The 18786-nt window shown below is 66.6% G+C and carries 13 protein-coding genes and 1 tRNA gene; 2 read left to right on the forward strand and 12 right to left on the reverse strand.

Features of this window, described 5'->3' with window-relative positions:
* Positions 1–47 precede the first annotated feature (47 nt).
* From DESPIGER_RS00465 to nadC, 6 genes are all read right to left on the reverse strand, one after another.
* Positions 48–1235: a pyridoxal-phosphate-dependent aminotransferase family protein gene (locus DESPIGER_RS00465; protein WP_072331617.1), complete on the reverse strand. Its 1188-nt coding sequence runs from the start codon at positions 1233–1235 to the stop codon at positions 48–50.
* Between the two features lie 21 nt (positions 1236–1256).
* Positions 1257–2450, reverse strand: a complete 1194-nt coding sequence (locus tag DESPIGER_RS00470) for a class I SAM-dependent rRNA methyltransferase (RefSeq protein WP_072331621.1) — start codon at positions 2448–2450, stop codon at positions 1257–1259.
* Positions 2451–2723: 273 nt separating this feature from the next.
* Positions 2724–4265, reverse strand: a complete 1542-nt coding sequence (locus tag DESPIGER_RS00475) for a hypothetical protein (protein WP_072331624.1) — start codon at positions 4263–4265, stop codon at positions 2724–2726.
* Between the two features lie 166 nt (positions 4266–4431).
* Positions 4432–6030, reverse strand: a complete 1599-nt coding sequence (gene nadB / locus DESPIGER_RS00480; protein WP_072331627.1) for an L-aspartate oxidase — start codon at positions 6028–6030, stop codon at positions 4432–4434.
* Between the two features lie 21 nt (positions 6031–6051).
* Entirely contained in the window at positions 6052–7122 is a 1071-nt protein-coding gene (gene nadA / locus DESPIGER_RS00485; protein ID WP_072331630.1) for a quinolinate synthase NadA, read from the reverse strand.
* Positions 7123–7146: 24 nt separating this feature from the next.
* Positions 7147–8019 (reverse strand): carboxylating nicotinate-nucleotide diphosphorylase, encoded by an 873-nt coding sequence (gene nadC / locus DESPIGER_RS00490; RefSeq protein ID WP_072331633.1) that lies wholly within the window; start codon positions 8017–8019, stop codon positions 7147–7149.
* Positions 8020–8249: 230 nt separating this feature from the next.
* On the opposite strand from nadC, the gene mgtE reads away from it, so the two are divergent.
* Positions 8250–9647, forward strand: a complete 1398-nt coding sequence (gene mgtE, locus DESPIGER_RS00495) for a magnesium transporter (RefSeq protein WP_072331636.1) — start codon at positions 8250–8252, stop codon at positions 9645–9647.
* A 31-nt stretch (positions 9648–9678) separates the two neighbouring features.
* The gene (locus tag DESPIGER_RS00500) at positions 9679–10347 is read left to right on the forward strand and encodes a response regulator (RefSeq protein ID WP_072331639.1); all 669 of its coding nucleotides are present in this window, start codon (positions 9679–9681) and stop codon (positions 10345–10347) included.
* A gap of 347 nt (positions 10348–10694) precedes the next feature.
* On the opposite strand, the gene DESPIGER_RS00505 is transcribed toward DESPIGER_RS00500, so the two are convergent.
* The 6 genes from DESPIGER_RS00505 to DESPIGER_RS00535 all read right to left on the reverse strand — a co-directional run bounded on the left by DESPIGER_RS00505 (position 10695) and on the right by DESPIGER_RS00535 (position 18749).
* The gene (locus DESPIGER_RS00505) at positions 10695–11621 is read right to left on the reverse strand and encodes a LysR family transcriptional regulator (protein ID WP_072331642.1); all 927 of its coding nucleotides are present in this window, start codon (positions 11619–11621) and stop codon (positions 10695–10697) included.
* A gap of 279 nt (positions 11622–11900) precedes the next feature.
* On the reverse strand, positions 11901–13136 hold the full coding sequence (locus DESPIGER_RS00510) for a dicarboxylate/amino acid:cation symporter (RefSeq protein WP_072331645.1): 1236 nt from the start codon (positions 13134–13136) through the stop codon (positions 11901–11903).
* Between the two features lie 101 nt (positions 13137–13237).
* The gene (locus tag DESPIGER_RS00515) at positions 13238–13729 is read right to left on the reverse strand and encodes a GNAT family N-acetyltransferase (RefSeq protein WP_072331648.1); all 492 of its coding nucleotides are present in this window, start codon (positions 13727–13729) and stop codon (positions 13238–13240) included.
* Between the two features lie 288 nt (positions 13730–14017).
* Positions 14018–17083: a hypothetical protein gene (locus tag DESPIGER_RS00520; RefSeq protein WP_083575225.1), complete on the reverse strand. Its 3066-nt coding sequence runs from the start codon at positions 17081–17083 to the stop codon at positions 14018–14020.
* Positions 17084–17356: 273 nt separating this feature from the next.
* Positions 17357–17448 (reverse strand) — tRNA-Ser (locus DESPIGER_RS00530).
* Between the two features lie 536 nt (positions 17449–17984).
* Entirely contained in the window at positions 17985–18749 is a 765-nt protein-coding gene (locus tag DESPIGER_RS00535) for an enoyl-ACP reductase FabI (RefSeq protein WP_072331654.1), read from the reverse strand.
* Positions 18750–18786: the final 37 nt, after the last annotated feature.

Here is an 18786-nt window from a genome sequence, read left to right on the forward strand (position 1 = left end):
GGCGGCCCCGGAAGCGGTGCGGCCGCCGCAGCGGCCGCTGCTGTGATCTATCGGACGGCGGGGCAGCTCACGGGCGTGCCGGGCGCCACGTCGAGGGCGGCACGGTACACGGCCAGGCCCTGTTCGAGGTAGTTGCGCGCGCCGATGTAGCCGCCGGCGTCCACGATGCTGCGGTCCAGGGCGTAGAGGCCCGCGGCCACGTCGGCCCAGTCCACCCAGCCCATGTGGCCGATGCGCACGATGCGGCCCTTGAGCTGGTCCTGCCCGCCGGCCATGTAGACGCCGTGCTTTTCGGCAGCCAGGCGCAGGACCTCGTTGCCGTCCACACCTTCGGGCAGCAGCACGCTGGTGATGCCCCAGGCAAAGTTCTCGGGCGCCAGCAGCTCCAGGCCCATGGCCCTGACGGCGGCACGGGTGAACAGGGTCAGGGCCCACTGCTTGCGGTAGACGGCATCCAGGCCGCCGGCCAGCAGCATCTTCAGGCTCACGTCCAGGCCCACGATAAGGTTCACGGGCGTGGTGAAGCGGGTCTGGTTCTTGAGCACGTTGTCGCGTTCGCGGCACAGGTCGAAATAAAAGCAGCCGGTGCCGGTCTTTTCGGCCTTGTCCCAGGCGCGGGCGGAAAGGGCCAGCAGGGCCAGGCCGGGGGGCAGCATCAGGCCCTTCTGGGAGCCGGTGACCAGGCAGTCCACGCCCCACTGGTCCATGGGGCAGGGGGAGAGGCTGACACCGGAGATGCCGTCCACCACGCAGAGCACGTTGCGGGTGCGGGTGACGGCCGCCACTTCGCGCACGGGATGGAGCACGCCGGTGGAGGTCTCGGACATCTGGATCAGCACGCCGCGGATGTCGGGATCGGCGTCCAGGGCGGCGGCCACGTCCCCGGCCTTGACGGCCCGGCCCCAGGGGGCGGACAGCACGGTGCATTCCAGGCCGCGGGAGCGGGCGATCTCCACCCAGCGTTCGCCGAACTTGCCGGCTTCGGCCACCAGCACCTTCTCACCGGGGGCGAACAGGTTGTAGACGGCGGCGGTCATGGCGCCGCTGCCGGAGCAGGACAGGGGCAGGACGGGCTGCGTGGTGCCGAAAAGCTCGCGCAGGTGGCCCTGCACGCGCTGCATGATTTCCTTGAACCGGCTCTTGCGGTGGTGGATCATGTCCTGGGCCAGGGCAAGGCGGACTTCTTCGGGCAGGGGCGTGGGGCCGGGGGTCAGGAGGCGTTTTTTGTTGAGCATGATGCGTCCTTTATGCGCCGCTTACGGCAGCAGATGCGCGATGAAACATTTGAGATAGGCCGTCTCGGGCATGGCGGCATGCACGGGATGGTCCGCACCCTGTCCGCCCGCATAGAGGATGCGGGCCTGCCACTTGCGGCGGGCGGCGGCCTGCTGCACGCAGGAACGCAGGGACTCGGCGGGCAGGTGGTGTGAACAGGAACAGCTTACAAAGACACCGCCCGGCGTCAAGAGCTGCATGGCCAGGGCATTGATCTTGCGGTAGGCGGCCAGGCCCTGGGCAAAGTCCTTGCGGCGCTTGATGAAGGCGGGCGGATCGAGGCAGATGAGCGAGAAGCGGCGGCCCTGGGCGTCCAGCTCGGCCAGACGTTCGAAGGCATCGCCGCACAGGCCTTCGATGGCCTTGGTGCGGGCCAGTTCGGGCGCGTTGCGGGCCGCGTTCTCCGTGGCCAGGGCCAGGGCCTGCGGTGAGGCGTCCAGGAAGGTCACGGAACGGGCCCCGGCAGCGGCGGCCGTGCCGCCGAAACCGCCGGCGTAGCAGAAGATGTCCAGCACGTCGGCGCCCGCGGCGTAGCGGGCGGCCTCGCGGCGGTTGCGGCGCTGGTCATAGAACCAGCCGGTCTTCTGGCCGCCCTGCAGGGGGGCCCGGAAGATGCAGCCGTTTTCCGGCACGTCCAGCACGTCGGGCACGGGGCCCTCGCTCTCGTTCTCGCGGGGCAGGCCTTCCAGCGAGCGGGCGGCGATGTCGTTGTCCCAGAGGATGGAGCGGGGCTGCAAAAGCTCGCCCAGCACCTCGCGCAGTTCTTCCTTGCGGGCTTCCATGCCCCAGGTGCCCACCTGCACGGTGAGATGGTCGCCGAAACGGTCCATGACCAGGCCGGGCAGCAGGTCGCCCTCACCGTGGCAAAGGCGGTACCAGGGCTGGTTGTAAAGGCGCTGGCGCAGGCCCAGGGCGCTTTGCAGGCGCTGGCGCAGCAGGTCCGCGTCCAGGGGCAGGTCGGCCTTGCGGCTGTAGAGGCGGGCGCAGATGAGCGAGTGCGGGTTGACGAAGACGCTGCCCAGCACGGCCCCGCGCGCGTCGCGCAGGGTGGCGTTCTCGCCGGGCCCGAAGTCGGGCAGGGGACTTCGGGCGCTGTCTATCTCGTTGCTGAAAATCCACAGGTGGCCGGCACGGATGCGGCGGTCTTCCCCTTTTTTCAGCCAAAGTGTCTTCATGGTAACTCCCGGTGGACAAAAAAGTTTGGCAGCGCGGGCAGGAGGCATCCTGTCCGATGCCGCACAGATGACTATGGCTGAAAAAAGGATTTTCCGCCAGCACCATGATGCCCCTGTGCCCTGCGGGCCGCGGGACGGGGTGACCTGTCCGGTCCCGGACGGTGCTGCGCCGTCTGCCGCGGGCACGAAAAAAAGGAACGCTCCCCGAAGGGAGCGTTCCTGTCCGTCAGGGCAGGGCCCAAGGAGCGGCGGGCCCCTGCGGCCGGTCAGGACCTAGTGGGCCATAAGGGCCTTCATCTGCTCCGGCAGGGACTTTTCACCGGGCGTCGCGGTGAATGCCAGCATGCGGCCCAGGGCGGCGGCATCGAGGAACTGGATCCAGGGCATGACCCGGGCCGGGTCCTCGCTGCGGATGGACAGGCTGCCGGGGCGGGCCAGGAAGGTCTGGATGGCTTCCGCATCCCCGGGATCATTGAGATCGCTGCCCAGAGAGGCGCCCAGCAGGGGCATCATGGCTTCCACGGCCTCGGGACGGGGATCGATATTGTAGGCCAGGACGGCCGTCAGGCCGTGGTCGTGCAGATCCAGCGACAGGTCGGAGATGGCGGCATCCATCATGCTCGGGTCTGTACTGAAGAAGTTGTAGGCATAGTCCAGATCGGCCAGGCCTTCCAGGCTCAGGCGGCCCGTCTGGCGCAGGCAGCCTTCACCGGCGGCGCCCGTCTTTTCCAGGGTATCGTCCTGCCACTTGAGGGTGATGCGCTCCTTGCCCGGGATGGCGAGCATCGCGCGGAGGGGCCTGGTGGAAAAGTCGCAGGTCAGGCTGCTCTTGAAATGATGGGGAGCGAGCCCCAGCCAGTCGAACCGCATATCGCCGGCATGGAACAGGTTCTCGTCCTTCCTGCCGGAGGATTCGATAAGGTCCACGTCCTTGAGAGCCAGCCGGCCGAAGAGGGGCCTGGTCATCATCTGCTTGCCGGCGGCATCCTTCCGGGGCCGCACGGCGTCCAGGATCAGGGTTTCGAGCTGGGGCTCGAATGCGTCGATCCCGATATCGCCGCTGCGGCGGATCAGGCTGAGGAAACGCCCGAACCAGTCGGCGTCGGGCAGAAAGATGTCGCGGATCTCCAGCTTGCCCATCCTGAGCGCGCCTTCGGACAGGATGGCGACCTCGGTGGCATCCAGGGTCACACGCTTCCAGGTGCGGCGGTCCACGCCTTCGATGCTGACGGCGGCGACGGAGCTCTGCATCTGCGCCTCGGGGGCCGTGCTGCTGATGCGGACGGGCCCGTAGGTGACCTTTTCCGCGATGAGGGCGATCATGAGTTCGCCCTCGGGCACCTGCTGCCCGTTCAGCAGACGCTTGAGCACGGCGGCATCCATGGCCACAGGACCGGAGCTGAGGCCCTCCACTGTGCAGGTCACGGAATCCCCCGGTATCAGAGACTTCTCGATGAGATCACGCCCCGTGGCGCTGGAGAACAGGGGCGCGTCCCCTGCGGCGGGCAGGATGCTGTCCCGCAGGAAGGGCACGCAGGCCAGGACGAGGCGGGGGCTGAGCGTCATGGAGATTTCTTTCAGGACCGTGTCGTATGTGCGCTGGTCGGAAAGATGGACGTTGCCGAGTTTCAGGGTGAAGCCCAGGGGATTGATGTCCACCGTCTCCACGCTGCAGATGGTGGCGTCAGGGTTGATAGTGCGCAGGGCGTCCCGCACGGCCTGCTCCACCAGGGGCTTGCAGGCAAACAGTCCCCCCATGACGGCGAGGACACAGATGATGAGCGCGGCCAGCAGGCCTTTGGCTGTTTTCGACATGGCAGTAGTTCCTTGGGCAAAAAATGGATGGCCCCTGTGAGGCCGGGGCTTTTTCAAAATAGCCGGGCTCCGGCGGCTTGTACAGGAAAAATGCCCGGGGCGACGCGGAAAACAGGAAGCGCCGTGGCCCGGAGGTCACGGCGCTTTGCCGGCAGGGAAGGGGGGGCTAGTCCACGCGGTGGTGGCAGCCGATGCTGTTCTTGTTGCGCATGGCGGCCTGGGTGATGACGTAGGCCGTCTGGGAACCGTGGAAAAGGTCCACCAGCGGCTTGGAGATGCGCGTGCCCTTGTAGAAGTCGTGGATGTGGCGCACCAGGTCGCGCATGTCTTCAAACGCCCGGCGCAGGCGGGCCTTGGAGCGCGAGATGCCCACATAGTTCCACATGGTGTTGCGGATGTTGGCCCAGTCCTGGGCCACCAGGGCGGGGTCGTCGTGGTGTTCGTTGCCTTCGTGGCGCCAGTCGGGGATGGCGGCCGCCAGGGCGCGGGGGATGGCTTCGCGGCCGGAGGCCGTGATGCGCGCCAGATGCTGGCCGCAGCTCCGGCCCCAGACGGCGGCTTCCAGCAGGGAAGTGCTGGCCAGACGGTTGGCGCCGTGCAGGCCGGTGCAGGCGCATTCGCCGATGGCGTACAGGCCGGGCATGGACGTGCGGCCGAAGGTGTCGGTAAGGATGCCGCCGCAGAAGTAGTGGGCCGCGGGCACCACGGGGATGGGCTCCTTGCGGATGTCGATGCCGATCTCGAGGCACTGCTCGAAGACCGTGGGGAAGCGCGTGGGCAGGTCCTGCTTGACGCCGCTCACGTCGAGGTACAGGCAGGGCACGCCCCGGCGCAGCATCTCTTCCACCATGGCCTGGGCCACCACGTCACGGGGGGCCAGGTCGCCGCGCTTGTCGTGGCGGAGCATGAAGGCCTCGCCCCTGTCGTCCAGCAGGCGGGCGCCTTCGCCGCGCATGGCCTCGGTGATGAGCGGGCGGCGGTAGCTGCGTTCCTCATACAGGGCCGTGGGGTGGAACTGCATGAATTCCAGGTTGGCCAGCTCCACACCGGCGCGGAAGGCCATGGAGATGCCCGCCCCCACACAGCCGGGGGCGTTGGTGGAGTGCAGGAAGACCTGCCCCACGCCGCCGGTGGCCAGGACGGTCCAGTCGGCCAGGATGGTCTCGGGCTCGCCGGTCTCGGCATTGAGCACGTAGGCGCCCAGGCAGCGGTTGGTGACGCTGTAGCGGTACTGGGAGTTCTTGGCGTGGTGGTGGGTGGTCAGCAGGTCGATGGCCGAATGGTTGTGCAGGCAGGTGATGCGCGGGTGGATCTTCACCTGGGCGGCCAGGCCGTCCATGAGGGCGCGGCCGGAATAGTCGGCCTTGTGGAGGATGCGGTGGGCGCCGTGGCCGCCTTCACGGGTGAGGTTGTAGGTGCCGTCCTCGTTGCGGTCAAAGTCCACCTGGGCCCGGTCGATGAGCATGCTGTCCACGCAATCGGGGCCCTGGCGGCAGAGGAAGCGCACGGCGCGGTTGTTGTTGTACCGGTGGCCCGCCACGAGGATATCGTGTTCCAGGGCACGGGCCTCGGCATCACGGGGGGTGTCCGCGGCCTTGTAGATGATGCCGCCCTGGGCCAGGGGGGTATTGCCGTCATCCAGGTCGGGACCGGCGTTGATGAGCAGCACGTCACGCCCGGCATCGGCCAGGGTAAGGGCGGCAGTGCAACCGGCGATGCCGGAACCGATGATCAGGATGGTGACGTGGCGACGTGTCGAGCTCATCTTGACTCCTTGTTTCTTGCGCTAGCGTTGGGCCGCGCATACCTGGAGCATGCGGGTCAGGGATGCCCGGGCGGGCGCCAGCTGCTCGTCCTGCAATGTCATGACGGGGGCCGTGCCGGCCACGACGCCTTGCAGGCAGGCCAGCAGGTTTTCTTCCGTGACCTTGGCCATGTCGGGGCAGATGGCGGGCGCCAGGGGCTCGATGCGGCAGCGCCCGGCGAAACGGTCACGCAGGCGGTGGACAAGGTTGGTCTCCGTGCCGATGATCAGGGTGCCGCCTTCGCCGGCGGCCTTTTCCGCTTCCTTGATGAGATAGGAGGTGGAGCCGGCGCCGTCGCACAGGCCGATGAGCTCGGGACGGCATTCGGGATGGGCCAGCACGCGGCAACCGGGATGGGCGGCCCGGGCGGCCTGCACGCTTTCGGGGCGCAGGCGGCCGTGGATGGCGCAGCAGCCCGGCCAGAGCAGCAGGCGGCGGCCGGTGGCGGCGCTGCCGGGCAGGCGTTCGCTGTCGGCCAGCCCCTTTTTCCCGCTCAGGCGCAGCACATGCCAGTCCCCGGGGCCCAGGCCCAGCTGCAGGCCCGTGTTGCGGCCCAGGTGCTTGTCGGGCAGAAAGAGCACGGCGCCGTCGGGCCCGGCTTTTTCCAGGGCCCAGGCCAGCATGGTGCGGGCATTGGCCGAGGTGCAGACGGCCCCGCCGAATTCGCCCACCACGGCCTTGAGGGCCAGGGTGGTGTTCACATAGGCCAGGGGCACGACCCTGCGCCCGGTGGCCTGCAGCTGCAGCAGCACGGTGCGGGCGAGCCCGGCCGGCGTCATGAGCGACATCATGCAGTTGGCGTCCCAGGCGGGCAGATGCACGCTCTGGCCGGGTTTGGCCAGCAGGGCCGCGGATTCGCCCATGAAATACACGCCGCAGAACACGATATGTTCGGCATCGATGCCTTCGATGCGGCGGGCCAGTTCCAGGGAGTCCCCGGTCACATCACAATGCCGCACCACATCATCGTGCTGGTAATGATGCCCCATGATGCACAGGCGGTCGCTCATTTCCTGTTTGATGGCCGTAATGGCCTCGGTGGATCGAGACATGGTTTCCTTTTGGGTTGGGGATGATCAGGCGTTGGCCAGGGTCATGCTGAAGTCGGCAGCCACGGCGGAATGCGTCAGGCGGCCCACGGAAATGAAATCGGGATGCCGGGGACCGGTGAGGGCGATGCCGCGGATGGTCTCCAGGGTCACGCCGCCGCTCACTTCGGCCTCGATGCGGGCGGGCACCAGCGCCAGGGCCTGGCCCAGCAGGGGCGCGCCCATGTTGTCCATCATGATGCGGTCGGCCCCGGCGGCCACGGCCTCGCGCACATGGTCGAGGGTGCGGCACTCCACCTCGATGGGCGGACAGGGGGAGTAGACCTCGCGCAGGCGGGCCACGGCGCGGGTGATGGAACCGGCGGCGTCGATGTGGTTGTCCTTGAGCATGAGCATCTCCACCAGGTTCTTGCGGTGGTTGCAGCCGCCACCGGCCTGGACGGCGTATTTTTCGGGCCAGCGCAGGCAGGGCGTGGTCTTGCGGGTATCCAGCAGGCGGACCCCGGTGCCTTCCAGCTCATGCACATAGCGGGCCGTGAGGTTGGCGATGCCCGAAAGGTGGGTGATGAAATTGAGGATGATCCGCTCGGCCTTGAGCAGCGCGATGGCCGGGCCTTCCATGCGGGCGACTTCGGTCATGGCCGGGACGGTGGAGGCTTCCTCCACCAGCAGCTCCACATGCGGATGGGCGTTCATGGCTTCAAAAACGTCGTGGATGACGGGCAGGCCCACCACGCGGGTGTCTTCCTTGGCGCGGATGACGGCGCGCATGGGCGCGTCAGCGGCAAAAAGGCCTTGGGCGGTCAGGTCGGGGCCGTCCTCGTCCAGGGCCAGTTCTATGGAGCGGCGCAGGTAGCGCCGGCCTTCGTCGGAAAAAAACGTGCTCCAGGGTGTGAACATTCTTCTTGTCCCGTCTATGGTGTGCATGGTAAGCCCTGCGCATAAGCACGGCATTACATAGTGATAAATGGCCCGTTGGGGCGCGTCAAGTTTGAGAGCTTTTTCACAACGGAGCGGCAAAAAAGCATTCTTTTTGTCACGAAGATGCGGTAGGATGCCGCCGTGTTGTGGAAGAAGTCCGCCGGGAAGGCCGAGGCCCGGCACGCGTACAGACGAGGGAGCTGACTGCCATGAGTGAACAAAAGAAGATCCAGACCGCGGACGACCGGCCGCAGACGGCGAACCCGATCCCCGAAGACGACGGGATGGCGGAAGGACATGGCATCAGCATACCCGAGGCCTGCCGCGAGCTGGGGGACGAGACGGAGTTCGTCCATCCCGCCGACCTTGCCGACCATCTGGAGAACCTGAGCCTGGAAAAGCAGGTCTGTGCCCTGCGCCACATGCCCACGGAGGACGCCGCCGAGGCCCTGGCCGAGCTGGAAGGCAGCGTGGCCGTGGACGTGCTGGAAAATCTGGATGCCGACGTGGCCGCCCAGATCATCGCCGAGATGGAGCCCGACGACGCCGCCGACGTGCTGGACGAGCTGGACGAGGAACACCGCGACGTCCTGCTGGGCAAGCTGACGCGCGAAGATTCGGAAGAGCTGCGCAACCTGCTGAACTTCGACCCCGACTCCGCGGCCGGTGTCATGAACACCGAGCTGATCCTGCTGGAAGAGAACATGACGGCCGACGAGGCCATCACCCACATCCGCAGCGAGATGGAGGACAAGGAGAGCCCCTACTACGCCTATGTGGTGGACAGGAACGACAAGCTGGTGGGGGTGCTTTCGCTGCGCGACCTGATGCTGGCCCGGCCCGGGACCATCGTGGGCGATGCCGTGGCGGGGCAGAGCGTGGTCTCCGTGCCCTATGACATGGACAAGGGCGAAGTGGCCAACCTGCTGTCGCACTACAACTATCTTGCCATGCCCGTCGTGGATTACGAGGGGCACATCATGGGCGTGGTGACCTATGACGACATCATGGACATCATGCACGAAGAGGCCAGCGCCGACATGCTGGGCATGGTGGGCGCCGACCCCGAAGAAAGCGTGGACACCCCCTGGAAGGAGAGCGTGCGCAAGCGCCTGCCCTGGCTGGTGGTGAACATGGTCAATTCGGCGCTCTCAGCATCGGTGGTCTACATGTTCGAGGGCTCCATCGCCCAGATGGCCGCCCTGGCCGTGCTCATGCCCATGGTGGCCAACCAGGCCGGGAACACCGGCCAGCAGGCCCTGGCCGTCATGATCCGGCAGCTGGCCACGGACCGCTTCGAGCCCAAGAAGGCCTGGATGGCCGTGCTGCGCGAGGCCAAGATCGGTCTGGTCACGGGGCTTTTCATGTCCATACTGGCCCTGTGCGGCGCCTGGGGCTTCACAGGCAACCCGCTGGTGGGTATGGTCATGGCTGGTGCGCTGCTGTGCGACATGATGCTGGGTGCGGTGGCCGGCGGTTCCATCCCCCTCATTTTCCGGGCCCTGGGACGAGACCCGGCCCAGGCCTCCAGCATCTTCCTGACCACCATCACAGACGGCGCGGGCTTCTTCATCTTCCTCGGGCTGGCCACCATGTTCCTTTTCTAGGCCTGCCCGCACAACGCAAAGGCAGGTAGCCATGCACGACGTTTGCCGCATCCTGCTGGTGGACGATCACAAATTGCTCATGGAGGGCATCCGCAGCCTGCTGGCCCCCCACAGCCATTTGCGTGTGGCCGGCATGGCCCCCGACGGCAAGGAAGCCGTGGGCCTGGCCGCCACCCTGTCTCCCGACCTGGTCATCATGGACATCTCCATGCCGGGCATGAACGGCGTGGAAGCCAGCCGCGCCATCCTCCAGATCCGTCCCGAGACGCGCATCCTCATCTATACCGGCCACGAGGACCAGCGCCACCTGCTGGAGCTCATCCAGCTGGGCATCATGGGCCATGTCTGCAAAAGCGATCCGCCCTCCGTCCTGCTCCAGGCCATCGATACCGTGCGGCAGGGAGAGGTCTTTCTCAGCTGCGCGGACCCCGGCGGCTGCATGGCGGCCCTCATGCGCCAGAACCGGCAGCGCCTCAGCACCGCCGGGAGCGGGCCGGACATCGGCACGCTTTCGCCGCGCGAGAAGGAGATCTTCCGCCTGCTGGCCGACGGCTACAGCGTCCGCCAGATAGGGGACGCCCTCAACATCAGCCCCAAGACCGTGGAGACCCACAAATACAGCGTGCTGACCAAGCTGCGCGCCGGCTCCATCAACGAGCTGACCAAGATGGCCATCCGTCTGGGCCTGGTCTCGCTGTAGTCCGGTTTTCGGGCCTGTCCTTTCATGGCCATGTGAGGCCGCCTCTCCGTGCCGTCCCCTGCGGCAGGCGTGCGGCGGGTCGTATCCTCCATGTCCGTCGTCCCGTGTCCTCTTTCTGCCGTGACGGCGCCTGTCGTCCCCGGCGGAATTGCCCGCTCTTTCCCCGATCGCCCGTCCTGCCAGGCCTGTCTGCCCGGACGTCCTGCGGCATCCCTGTCCTGTGCGGGATATTCCCGCCGTCGTGCCCGTGGCGGCAGCGGCCGTTGCCCGGCGCGCCGCCCGTGCCGGGCTGGTGCGGGACGGGCATGGCCACGGGCCTGCGGCGTCCCACGCCCTGCGGCAGGGCCCTATGCCGTGGCGGGGCCGTCCTGTGCCGTGTCCTCTGGGGCGGGTCCTCCCCAGAGCGAGGCTTTCAGATAGTCCAGGAAGACCCTGGCCGGTTTGGAGAAGAGCTGCTGTTTTTTCCAGGCCACGTTCAGGCCCACTTCCATGCCCGGGCGCAGGGGGCGGAAGCAGAGCGGGCCGTCTTCCGGCAGGCGGATGATCCTGTCCAGGCAGAGGGCATAGCCCATGCCTTCCTCGACCATGATCGACGCACTGTAGAGCAGGTTGTAGGTGGCCACCACCTGCAGGGCATCGTGTGCTGCCCCCAGCCAGCCCGCGACCTCGTTGTTGACCATGTTCTGCCGGGAGACCAGCAGGGGCAGGCCGCGCAGGTCCGCAGGGGCGACGGATGGCCGGGCTGCCAGCGGCGCGTCCTTGCGCATGAGGACGCCCCAGCGGTCCTTGACCGGCAGGCGGAAGAACTCGTAGCCCGAAAGATCCACGGGCTCGATGAAAAGGCCGAAATCCACCAGATCCCGGTCGATCTTTTCCATGACGTCCTCGGCATTGCCGCTGAAGATGTGGAAGGTCACCTGCGGGTGGTCCTGCCGCATGCGGCGCGCGGCCCGGGCGATGAGGCGCATGGCGTCGGTCTCGCCGCCGCCGATGTGGATGTCTCCGCTCAGCAGCGCTTCCGGTGCCCTGAGTTCCGCCGTGGTCTTTGCCAGCAGGCTGATGACCTCCTGTGCCCGCTTGCGGAAAAACGTGCCCTCCTCCGTCAGGGTGATGCTCCGTTTGCCGCGCAGGAAGAGCGTCTTGCCCAGTTCCTCCTCCAGCTCCTGCATCTGCCGGGACAGGGTGGGCTGGGTGACGTGCAGGGCCTCGGCGGCCGCGGAGATGGTCCTTGCCTGGGCGACGGCCAGAAAATAGCGGAGGGTCCTCAGTTCCATGGGATGCTCCTTTGCCGGGATGCCGCGGGTGCTGACCGTCCTGGCCGGTCAGGGACGGCGGAAGATGCGCAGGTCCGGCCGCGTGCCCGGAAAGCGGTTGCAAAAGATCCCGCCGGGCGCGGCAGGGCGGGAACAGGGGCAGGGGAGGCGTGCGGCGCCTTCTGCCGCCGTCCGCGCGGCCGTGCCGCCGGCGGGGAGGTGGCGGGGAAGGGGCATCCGGGAGAGGCGCCCCGCATGGCGGGACCGGCCCCTTCCCGGAACGTCCCTGTGCGGCGGGACCTATTCGTCCTGCAGGGCGGCGCCCCGCCGGGGATCGAAGTCGTTTTCCGTGCGGGAGATGAAGATGGCCGCGGTGGCGTCGCCCAGCACGTTGATGGTGGTGCGGGCCATGTCCATGATACGGTCGATGCCGGCCACCAGGGCGATGGCTTCCAGCGGGATGCCCACATGGGTGAAGATCATGGAGAGCATGATCAGGGCCGCTCCGGGCACGCCCATGGTGCCCACGCTGGCCAGCAGGGCGATGAGCAGCACCGAGACCTGCTGGTCGAGCGGCAGGGGCATGCCGTAGATCTCGGCGGCAAAGATGGTCACGATGCCCATGTAGATGGCCGTGCCGTCCATGTTGATGGTGTTGCCCAGCGGGATGGAGAAGCTGGCGACGCTGCGGGAGGCGCCCAGTTTCTGCACGCTGGTCAGGTTGGTGGACAGGGCGGCGGCGCTGGAACAGGTGGTGAAGCTGGTGAGCAGCGGCGCGCTCAGGCCGCGGAAGAAGGTGCCGGGCCGGAGACCGGCGTAGCGGATGCAGGGCAGGTAGGTGATGATGACGTGGATCAGGCAGCCCAGGTACATGATGCCGATGAGCTTGATGAGCGGCAGCAGCACTTCCAGCCCGTGGTTGGACACGGTGTAGGCCATGAGGGCAAAAACGCCGATGGGCGCGTAGAGCATGACCATGCTGGTGACGCGGATCATGACTTCGCTCATGGCATCGAAGAAGGCCGCGGCGGGCCTGGCCTTGTCGCCGCACAGGCTGATGGCCATGCCCACCAGCACGGCGAAGAAGATGATCTGCAGGATGTTGCCCTTGGCCAGGGCATCCACGGGGTTCAGGGGCACGATGCCCATGAGCACTTCCACCAGCGAAGGCGCGGCCACTTCCCTGGCGCTCAGGTTGGCGGTGGAAAGGTCGAGGCCCACACCGGGCTGGAAGATGTTGCCCAGGACAAGGCCGATGGCCACGGCCAGGGCCGTGGTGGCGAAATAGAAGACCAGGGTCTTGGCGGCGACCCGGCCCAGACGGCCCACATCGCCCACGCTGGCGGCGCCGGAGACCAGGGTGGCCAGCACCAGCGGCACGACGACCATGCGGACGAGATTGATGAACAGGTCGCCGAAGGGTTTGAAGAAGGCGGCGCTGATGCCCATCCCGGGGGCCAGCGTGCCCACCAGTATGCCCAAAACCATGCCGATGCCCATCTGCAGGGGCAGGCCCATTTTTTTGCGTACGCTCATAGAAACCTCACTGCGTGTTGCGTAGTGTAACGATACGGGGGCCGACAGTAAGCAAGATTCATTCCGTGCGCAACGTTTTCGTCATGCGGCTGCCCGGCCGGCTAGGGCCGTTCCAGGGGGCAGCGCATGTCATACCAGCAGGCCCGGCCGTGCCGGCTGGCGGATCGTCCCAGCAGCCGGAAGCCCAGCGAGCTGTAGAAGGGGATCAGCCCCTCCTTGCAGGTGAGGACCACGTCCGCCTTGCCCCGCTGCCGGGCCGCTTCCAGAAAATGGCGCACCAGGGCCGCGCCGATGCCCTGATGCTGCCGCTGCGGATCCACCACCAGGCCGAAGACGGCCTGATGCGGGGCCTCCTCCCGGTGCAGGGAGGCATCGTGATAGAGCTCGTCCCGGCAGGTGGTGAAATCGGTCATGCAGCCGTTGATATGGCCCACGATGACGCCCGCGTCCTCGGCCACGAAAAAGCAGTGGGGAAAGACGGCAAAACGGGCCGCAAAGCTTTCCGGCGATGCGGCTTCGGCAGGGGGAAAGCCGCGTGCTTCCAGGGCGGCGATGGCAGGCAGGTCGTCGGGACGGGCTTGTCTGATATGCATGGTATCTCCTGGGCTGGCCCCGCCGCAGCGGGGCCCTGTGGCTAGGGCAAGGGGCCGTCGTGGCAGGGCATGACGGCACGGAGGCCGTCCGGTTGTCCGGCGCACGGGTCATTCCCGGGGCGGGGCGCCAGGGGCGGCCGCTCCCGTGCTTTTCAAGGAAAACGGGGGGTACCGGGAAGGCGGGTCACCCGGGCCGCCGTCAGCGACAGGCCGCTCCCCTCCGAGGGGTTTCCGTCGGCCTTCGTGGCCCGCGGAACCGTCGGCGGCATCCCCCGCGATGCATGCCGCCTACGCCGCTTTTTCCGCAAACAGGCCCCGGCGGGCGGCCTCGTGCAGGATCTCTTTGCGGTAGCTGTCGTGCTGGCGCAGATAAAAGGCCAGCGCGTTGGCGAAGTTGTCCCCCAGCAGTCCGTCCAGCACCTGTGTGGATATCTCGCGCTGCAGGCGCAGCAGGGAATGCAGGGCCAGGATGCCTTCCACTTCCTCCGTGGGCATGCTGCCCAGGCGGCGCCAGAAGATGTCGTGCGAGCGCGGCAGATAGTACCACATGTACATCAGGTCGAGCAGGTGGACGATGGCCTGCCGGGCGGCGTTGGGATCCTTTGCCAGAAGCTGCTGCCAGAACTCGCGGGGCTGCTCCTGCAGCAGGCGCCGGATGGTGGCCTGGGGGAAGAGCAGGGCCAGCTTCACGAGGTTGCTGAAGATCTGGCTGAACTTGCTGTCGTATTCCAGGGTGCGCATGCGCAGGTACATGTTGCGGTCCGCGAACCCCTCGATGACGGCGGCCACGATGTCCGAGGAACACTTGGAGACGATGGCGGCGCAGTTTTGCAGGGCGCCCACCGGATCGGCGATGTCCAGCCACACGAAGCAGACCAGCAGCCCCTTGCCCAGGGCGATGGACAGGGGGATGGACAGCGCGCTGCGGAACAGATTGCCCACGATGGCTTCCTTGGGCAGGCCGCGGAAGATGTTGTGCCCGGATATGTAGACGCTGTTGATCATGGCGATGACCGTATAGACCAGCAGCGCGTTGTTCTGGACCGTGATGCCGAGCCAGTCCTCCAGCAGCCACATGCGGACCACCACTTCCAGCAGGGGGACGGATATGCCCGTGTAGAGCAGGGAGTCCGCCATGCGGCTCCAGCTCACATAGCGGTTCCAGGGCAGGAGCATGGAACGGCAGAAGGCCCCGCCCCCCACCATGGATTGCAGCACGTTGCGCACGGCCGTGATGGCGAACCAGAGCAGGGCGCCGATCCAGGTGAGGATCCACCAGCTGTCCACATACCAGAAGGCCCACTGCGCGGGGATGAAGCCCAGCAGCACCTTGAGCACGTTCACCAGGTTGCTGTTGAAATAGTGGACGTTCCAGGGCGTGGCGGCATCGCGCATCGTGCGCATGGGATCATGCTGCTCCGCATTGATGCCGCGGGCGTCCACGCCGCCCAGGGTCACCAGGTTGCCGCCGTCGGGGCTGATGGTGGTGGTCTTTTTTTCCAGCGCCCAGCCCCGGACCACGCGACAGCCCAGATGGTGCAGCAGGGGCAGGCGCCGCAGGGCCTGGAGCCAGCGCGACGGTGCCGCGGGCTCGTGGTAGTGGGTGAAGCCGTAGATGTCGGTATGCACGGGCAGGGTGAGGCGCTGGCCGCTCTTTTCGTGGCGCAGGGCGGCCCGGGCCTGCGGGGGCAGGGTCTCGGTGAAGACCAGGCCCATGCCGTGGGTCATGTGGGAACGGCTGGTGGAGTCCGTGCCGACGCGCGAGCCCAGCCAGGAAAGTTCGTAAAAGCTCCGCAGCTGGGGCAGGTTGTCCTGCACCTCCAGCAGCAGTTCTCGGCGGGGCGAACCGGCCGGCTCGTCCTGCACGATCCGGCGGACCACCTGCTTGAGGCGCAGGGGGCTGCCTTCGTTGATGGCCCGCTGCAGCTCGTTGATGGCCTCGATATGCGGCAGCTGGCCCTTGGACCAGGTGCGCAGGTTGAACAGCTCCAGATGGGTGATGAGCCCCTTGCCGCGCCAGAGCAGCTCCAGCGTGTCCTGCACGTTCAGCCCTTCCAGGCCCAGGATCATCTGGCAGGGATGCAGGGGCACCAGGGCCTGCAACAGGACCTCGGGATCACGCAGCAGCACCGGCGGCAGGTCCTTGTGGGGCGCCACGGGGAACACGATGTCCGGGTTGGCCTGCGGTCCCAGCCATTCCTGGCGCAGACTGTCGGGCATGAGACCTTCCAGCATCTCCAGGCGGGCACGCAGGCGGGCGGCCTCCTCATCCGCGCCCTCCCGCCGGGGATCGTTGCGGAGGCGCTCCAGGGCCTGCTCCAGGGCGGGCTGCCACTGCTGGAGGATGTATTCGGCCAGATGCAGGGACGAAGGCTGGCGCTGGCCCACGAAGGCCAGGAACGCGTCCGCATCCAGCGGAGGCGGGGGCGGGACGTCCAGTTTGCGGGCCAGGGTGGCCGCGTGCTTCTGGTTCCAGGCCTGGAGCAGGCGCAGCACGTGCTGGCGCATCCACTGGTTCACCGTGGCGTATTCCCTGAGGATGGCCGCGATGTCCGGGCGCTGGAGCAGCTTGATGAAGGTCCGGCTGCTGTGGACGTTGAGCGGCGACCAGGTGAGCTCGATGAGTTTGTCGTGGAAGGTGGCCCGGAACTCGATGCCGATGCGCACGGTGATGCCCATGATGCGGGCCGCGCGCAGCAGTTCGCTGGCCGCTTCGGGGTCCACGGTATTGTAATAGACGACCGTGATGAAGCGCAGCCCCTTGATCCAGGCGTCCATGACCAGGTGCGTGGGGCTCTTGCGGCCCTTGGTGTTGGCATCGTGGACATGGTGGTCGAAGGCCTGCTGGTTCCAGTCCTCGGGCATCTCCAGCAGATGATAGCGGCGCAGCAGCGCGCGGATGACGTGGGGCGTGCCGCGCACCGCCTGATAGAAATCATGGGCCAGCGGCAGCTGGACATGGACATGCGGCGCGGCGCGGACCAGGTCTTTCATGATCTGGATCAGGACGCGGGCCGTGTTCTTCTGCAGGCTGGAAAGGGCGGAATAGAGGACTTCGTCATGCAGGCGGCGCAGGGCCTGCAGGCGCTCCTGCGGGCCGCGCGCCTCCAGGCTCTCCAGCAGGATGATGACGGAGCGGGCGATGCGCATGCCGGGGTCCGTGGTCAGCTTGATGATGCCGCGCGGGTGCAGGCCTTCTTCAGGCTGGACCAGGCTCATGGACATGTTGCGGGCGGCCACGAAACTGTTGACCAGCTGGATCAGCTGGTGGTCCTGCAGGTCGAACAGCCAGGACGGTTTTTTGTCCGGGCCGGAAGTGGTGACGGCGGTGGCTGAATGTCTGGTGGCGCACATGACATTTTCCTCGATTGGTGGAGATGCGGACGATACGGGGCTGCGGCCCCTGCCGTCGGACATGCCGTACCGTCCCTCCCGGTGTGAAAGAAGAAAATGTGACAAATATCGTCGGGGATTGCAAACGGATGGCGGCCGGGCTTCGGAGGGCGGGGAAGGTCCGGGCGGAGCCGTGCGCTCCGGCATCCTGCACGCGGGGGAGGCGCCGAAAGGAAGGGGACAGGCGCCAGAAACAGAAAAACCCGCTGATTTCCCAGCGGGTCATTTTCTCGGTGGCGGAGAGGAAGAGATTCGAACTCTTGGTACGCTTTTAACGTACACACGATTTCCAATCGTGCTCCTTCGACCAACTCGGACACCTCTCCGTGTCGTGAAGACCTGCTCTTTATAGAGAGAACCTCCGGCTTTGGCAAGCAAAAAATCACAGTTTTTGCAAAAAAATCCGTATTGCCAAATTTTATCTTTTATTTCGGACTGTTGTCTTTGTCCGCCTCTGTTTCCATCTTCCGCCGGAGATGCTCGCAGCTGCCGGCTCACGGCGCGTGGTGACGGAAGGGCGTGCCGGATATGCCTTTGTGCAGGGCCACGGCCAGGACGATGACCAGCAGAATGAGCAGAGCCTGCCACATGGCCTAGTCCTTGCGGTCCCTGTCGTCGTCGCGCCGTTTTTTGCCCATCATATAGAAAAAGCCCAGGACGGCCACGCCGAAAGCCACGATACCGGCCAGATTGAGCATGAAGATGCTGTCCATACTGTCTCCTGAAAGGCTGTCCGGGGGGGCCCCGGAGTTCGTCCGCCGCTGTCGGAAAGCCCGGCAGGCAGCGGGGGCCTTCCCGCCGCTGCCGGGCCGTCAGTACCCGGAAAGGCGTGCCGCCGTGGCGGCCGCCCCGGATGGCGGGGCTAGATGCCCAGCTGGCTGAAGCCGCTGTCCACGTAGATGACTTCGCCGGTCACGCCGTGGGAGAGCTCGGAGGCCAGGAACACGGCGGCGCCGCCCACATCGGCGGTGGTCACGTTGCGGCGCAGGGGGGCGTGCTCTTCCACGCGGGTGAAGATGTTCTTCAGGCCGGAGACGGCGGAGGCGGCCAGGGTCTTGATGGGGCCGGCGCTCAGGGCATTGACGCGCACGCCCTTTTCGCCCAGGTCGTAGGACAGGTAGCGCACGGAGGCTTCCAGGGCGGCCTTGGCCACGCCCATGATGTTGTAGCCGGGGATGACCTTGGTGGAACCGTGGTAGGTCATGGTCAGCACCGAGGAGCCGTCATGCAGCAGGGGCTCGAAAGCGCGGCAGATACCGGTCAGGGAATAGGCGGAGATGTCCAGGGCCAGATGGAAGCCCGCGCGCGACGTATCCAGGAAACGGCCGCTCAGGTCTTCACGGTTGGCAAAGGCCACGGAGTGGACCAGGATGTCCACGCCGCCCCACTTTTCCTTGACCAGGTCGGCAGCGGCCTGGATCTGGGCGTCATCGGTCACGTCACACTGGAAGGTGAACTCGCCCCCCAGTTCTTCGCTCAGGGGCTCAACACGCTTTTTGATGGCGTCGCCCACATAGTTGAAGGCAAGGCGGGCGCCCTGTTCCTTGAAGGCATGGGCGATGCCGTAAGCGATGCTCTTGTTGTTGGCCAGGCCCAGGATCAGGGCTTTTTTTCCTTGAAGCAGCATGTAGTGTCCTCCAGAAAAGTCGCCTTGGCGACCGGTA

The organism is Desulfovibrio piger (assembly GCF_900116045.1).
GTDB classification, from domain to species: Bacteria; Desulfobacterota; Desulfovibrionia; order Desulfovibrionales; family Desulfovibrionaceae; genus Desulfovibrio; species Desulfovibrio piger_A.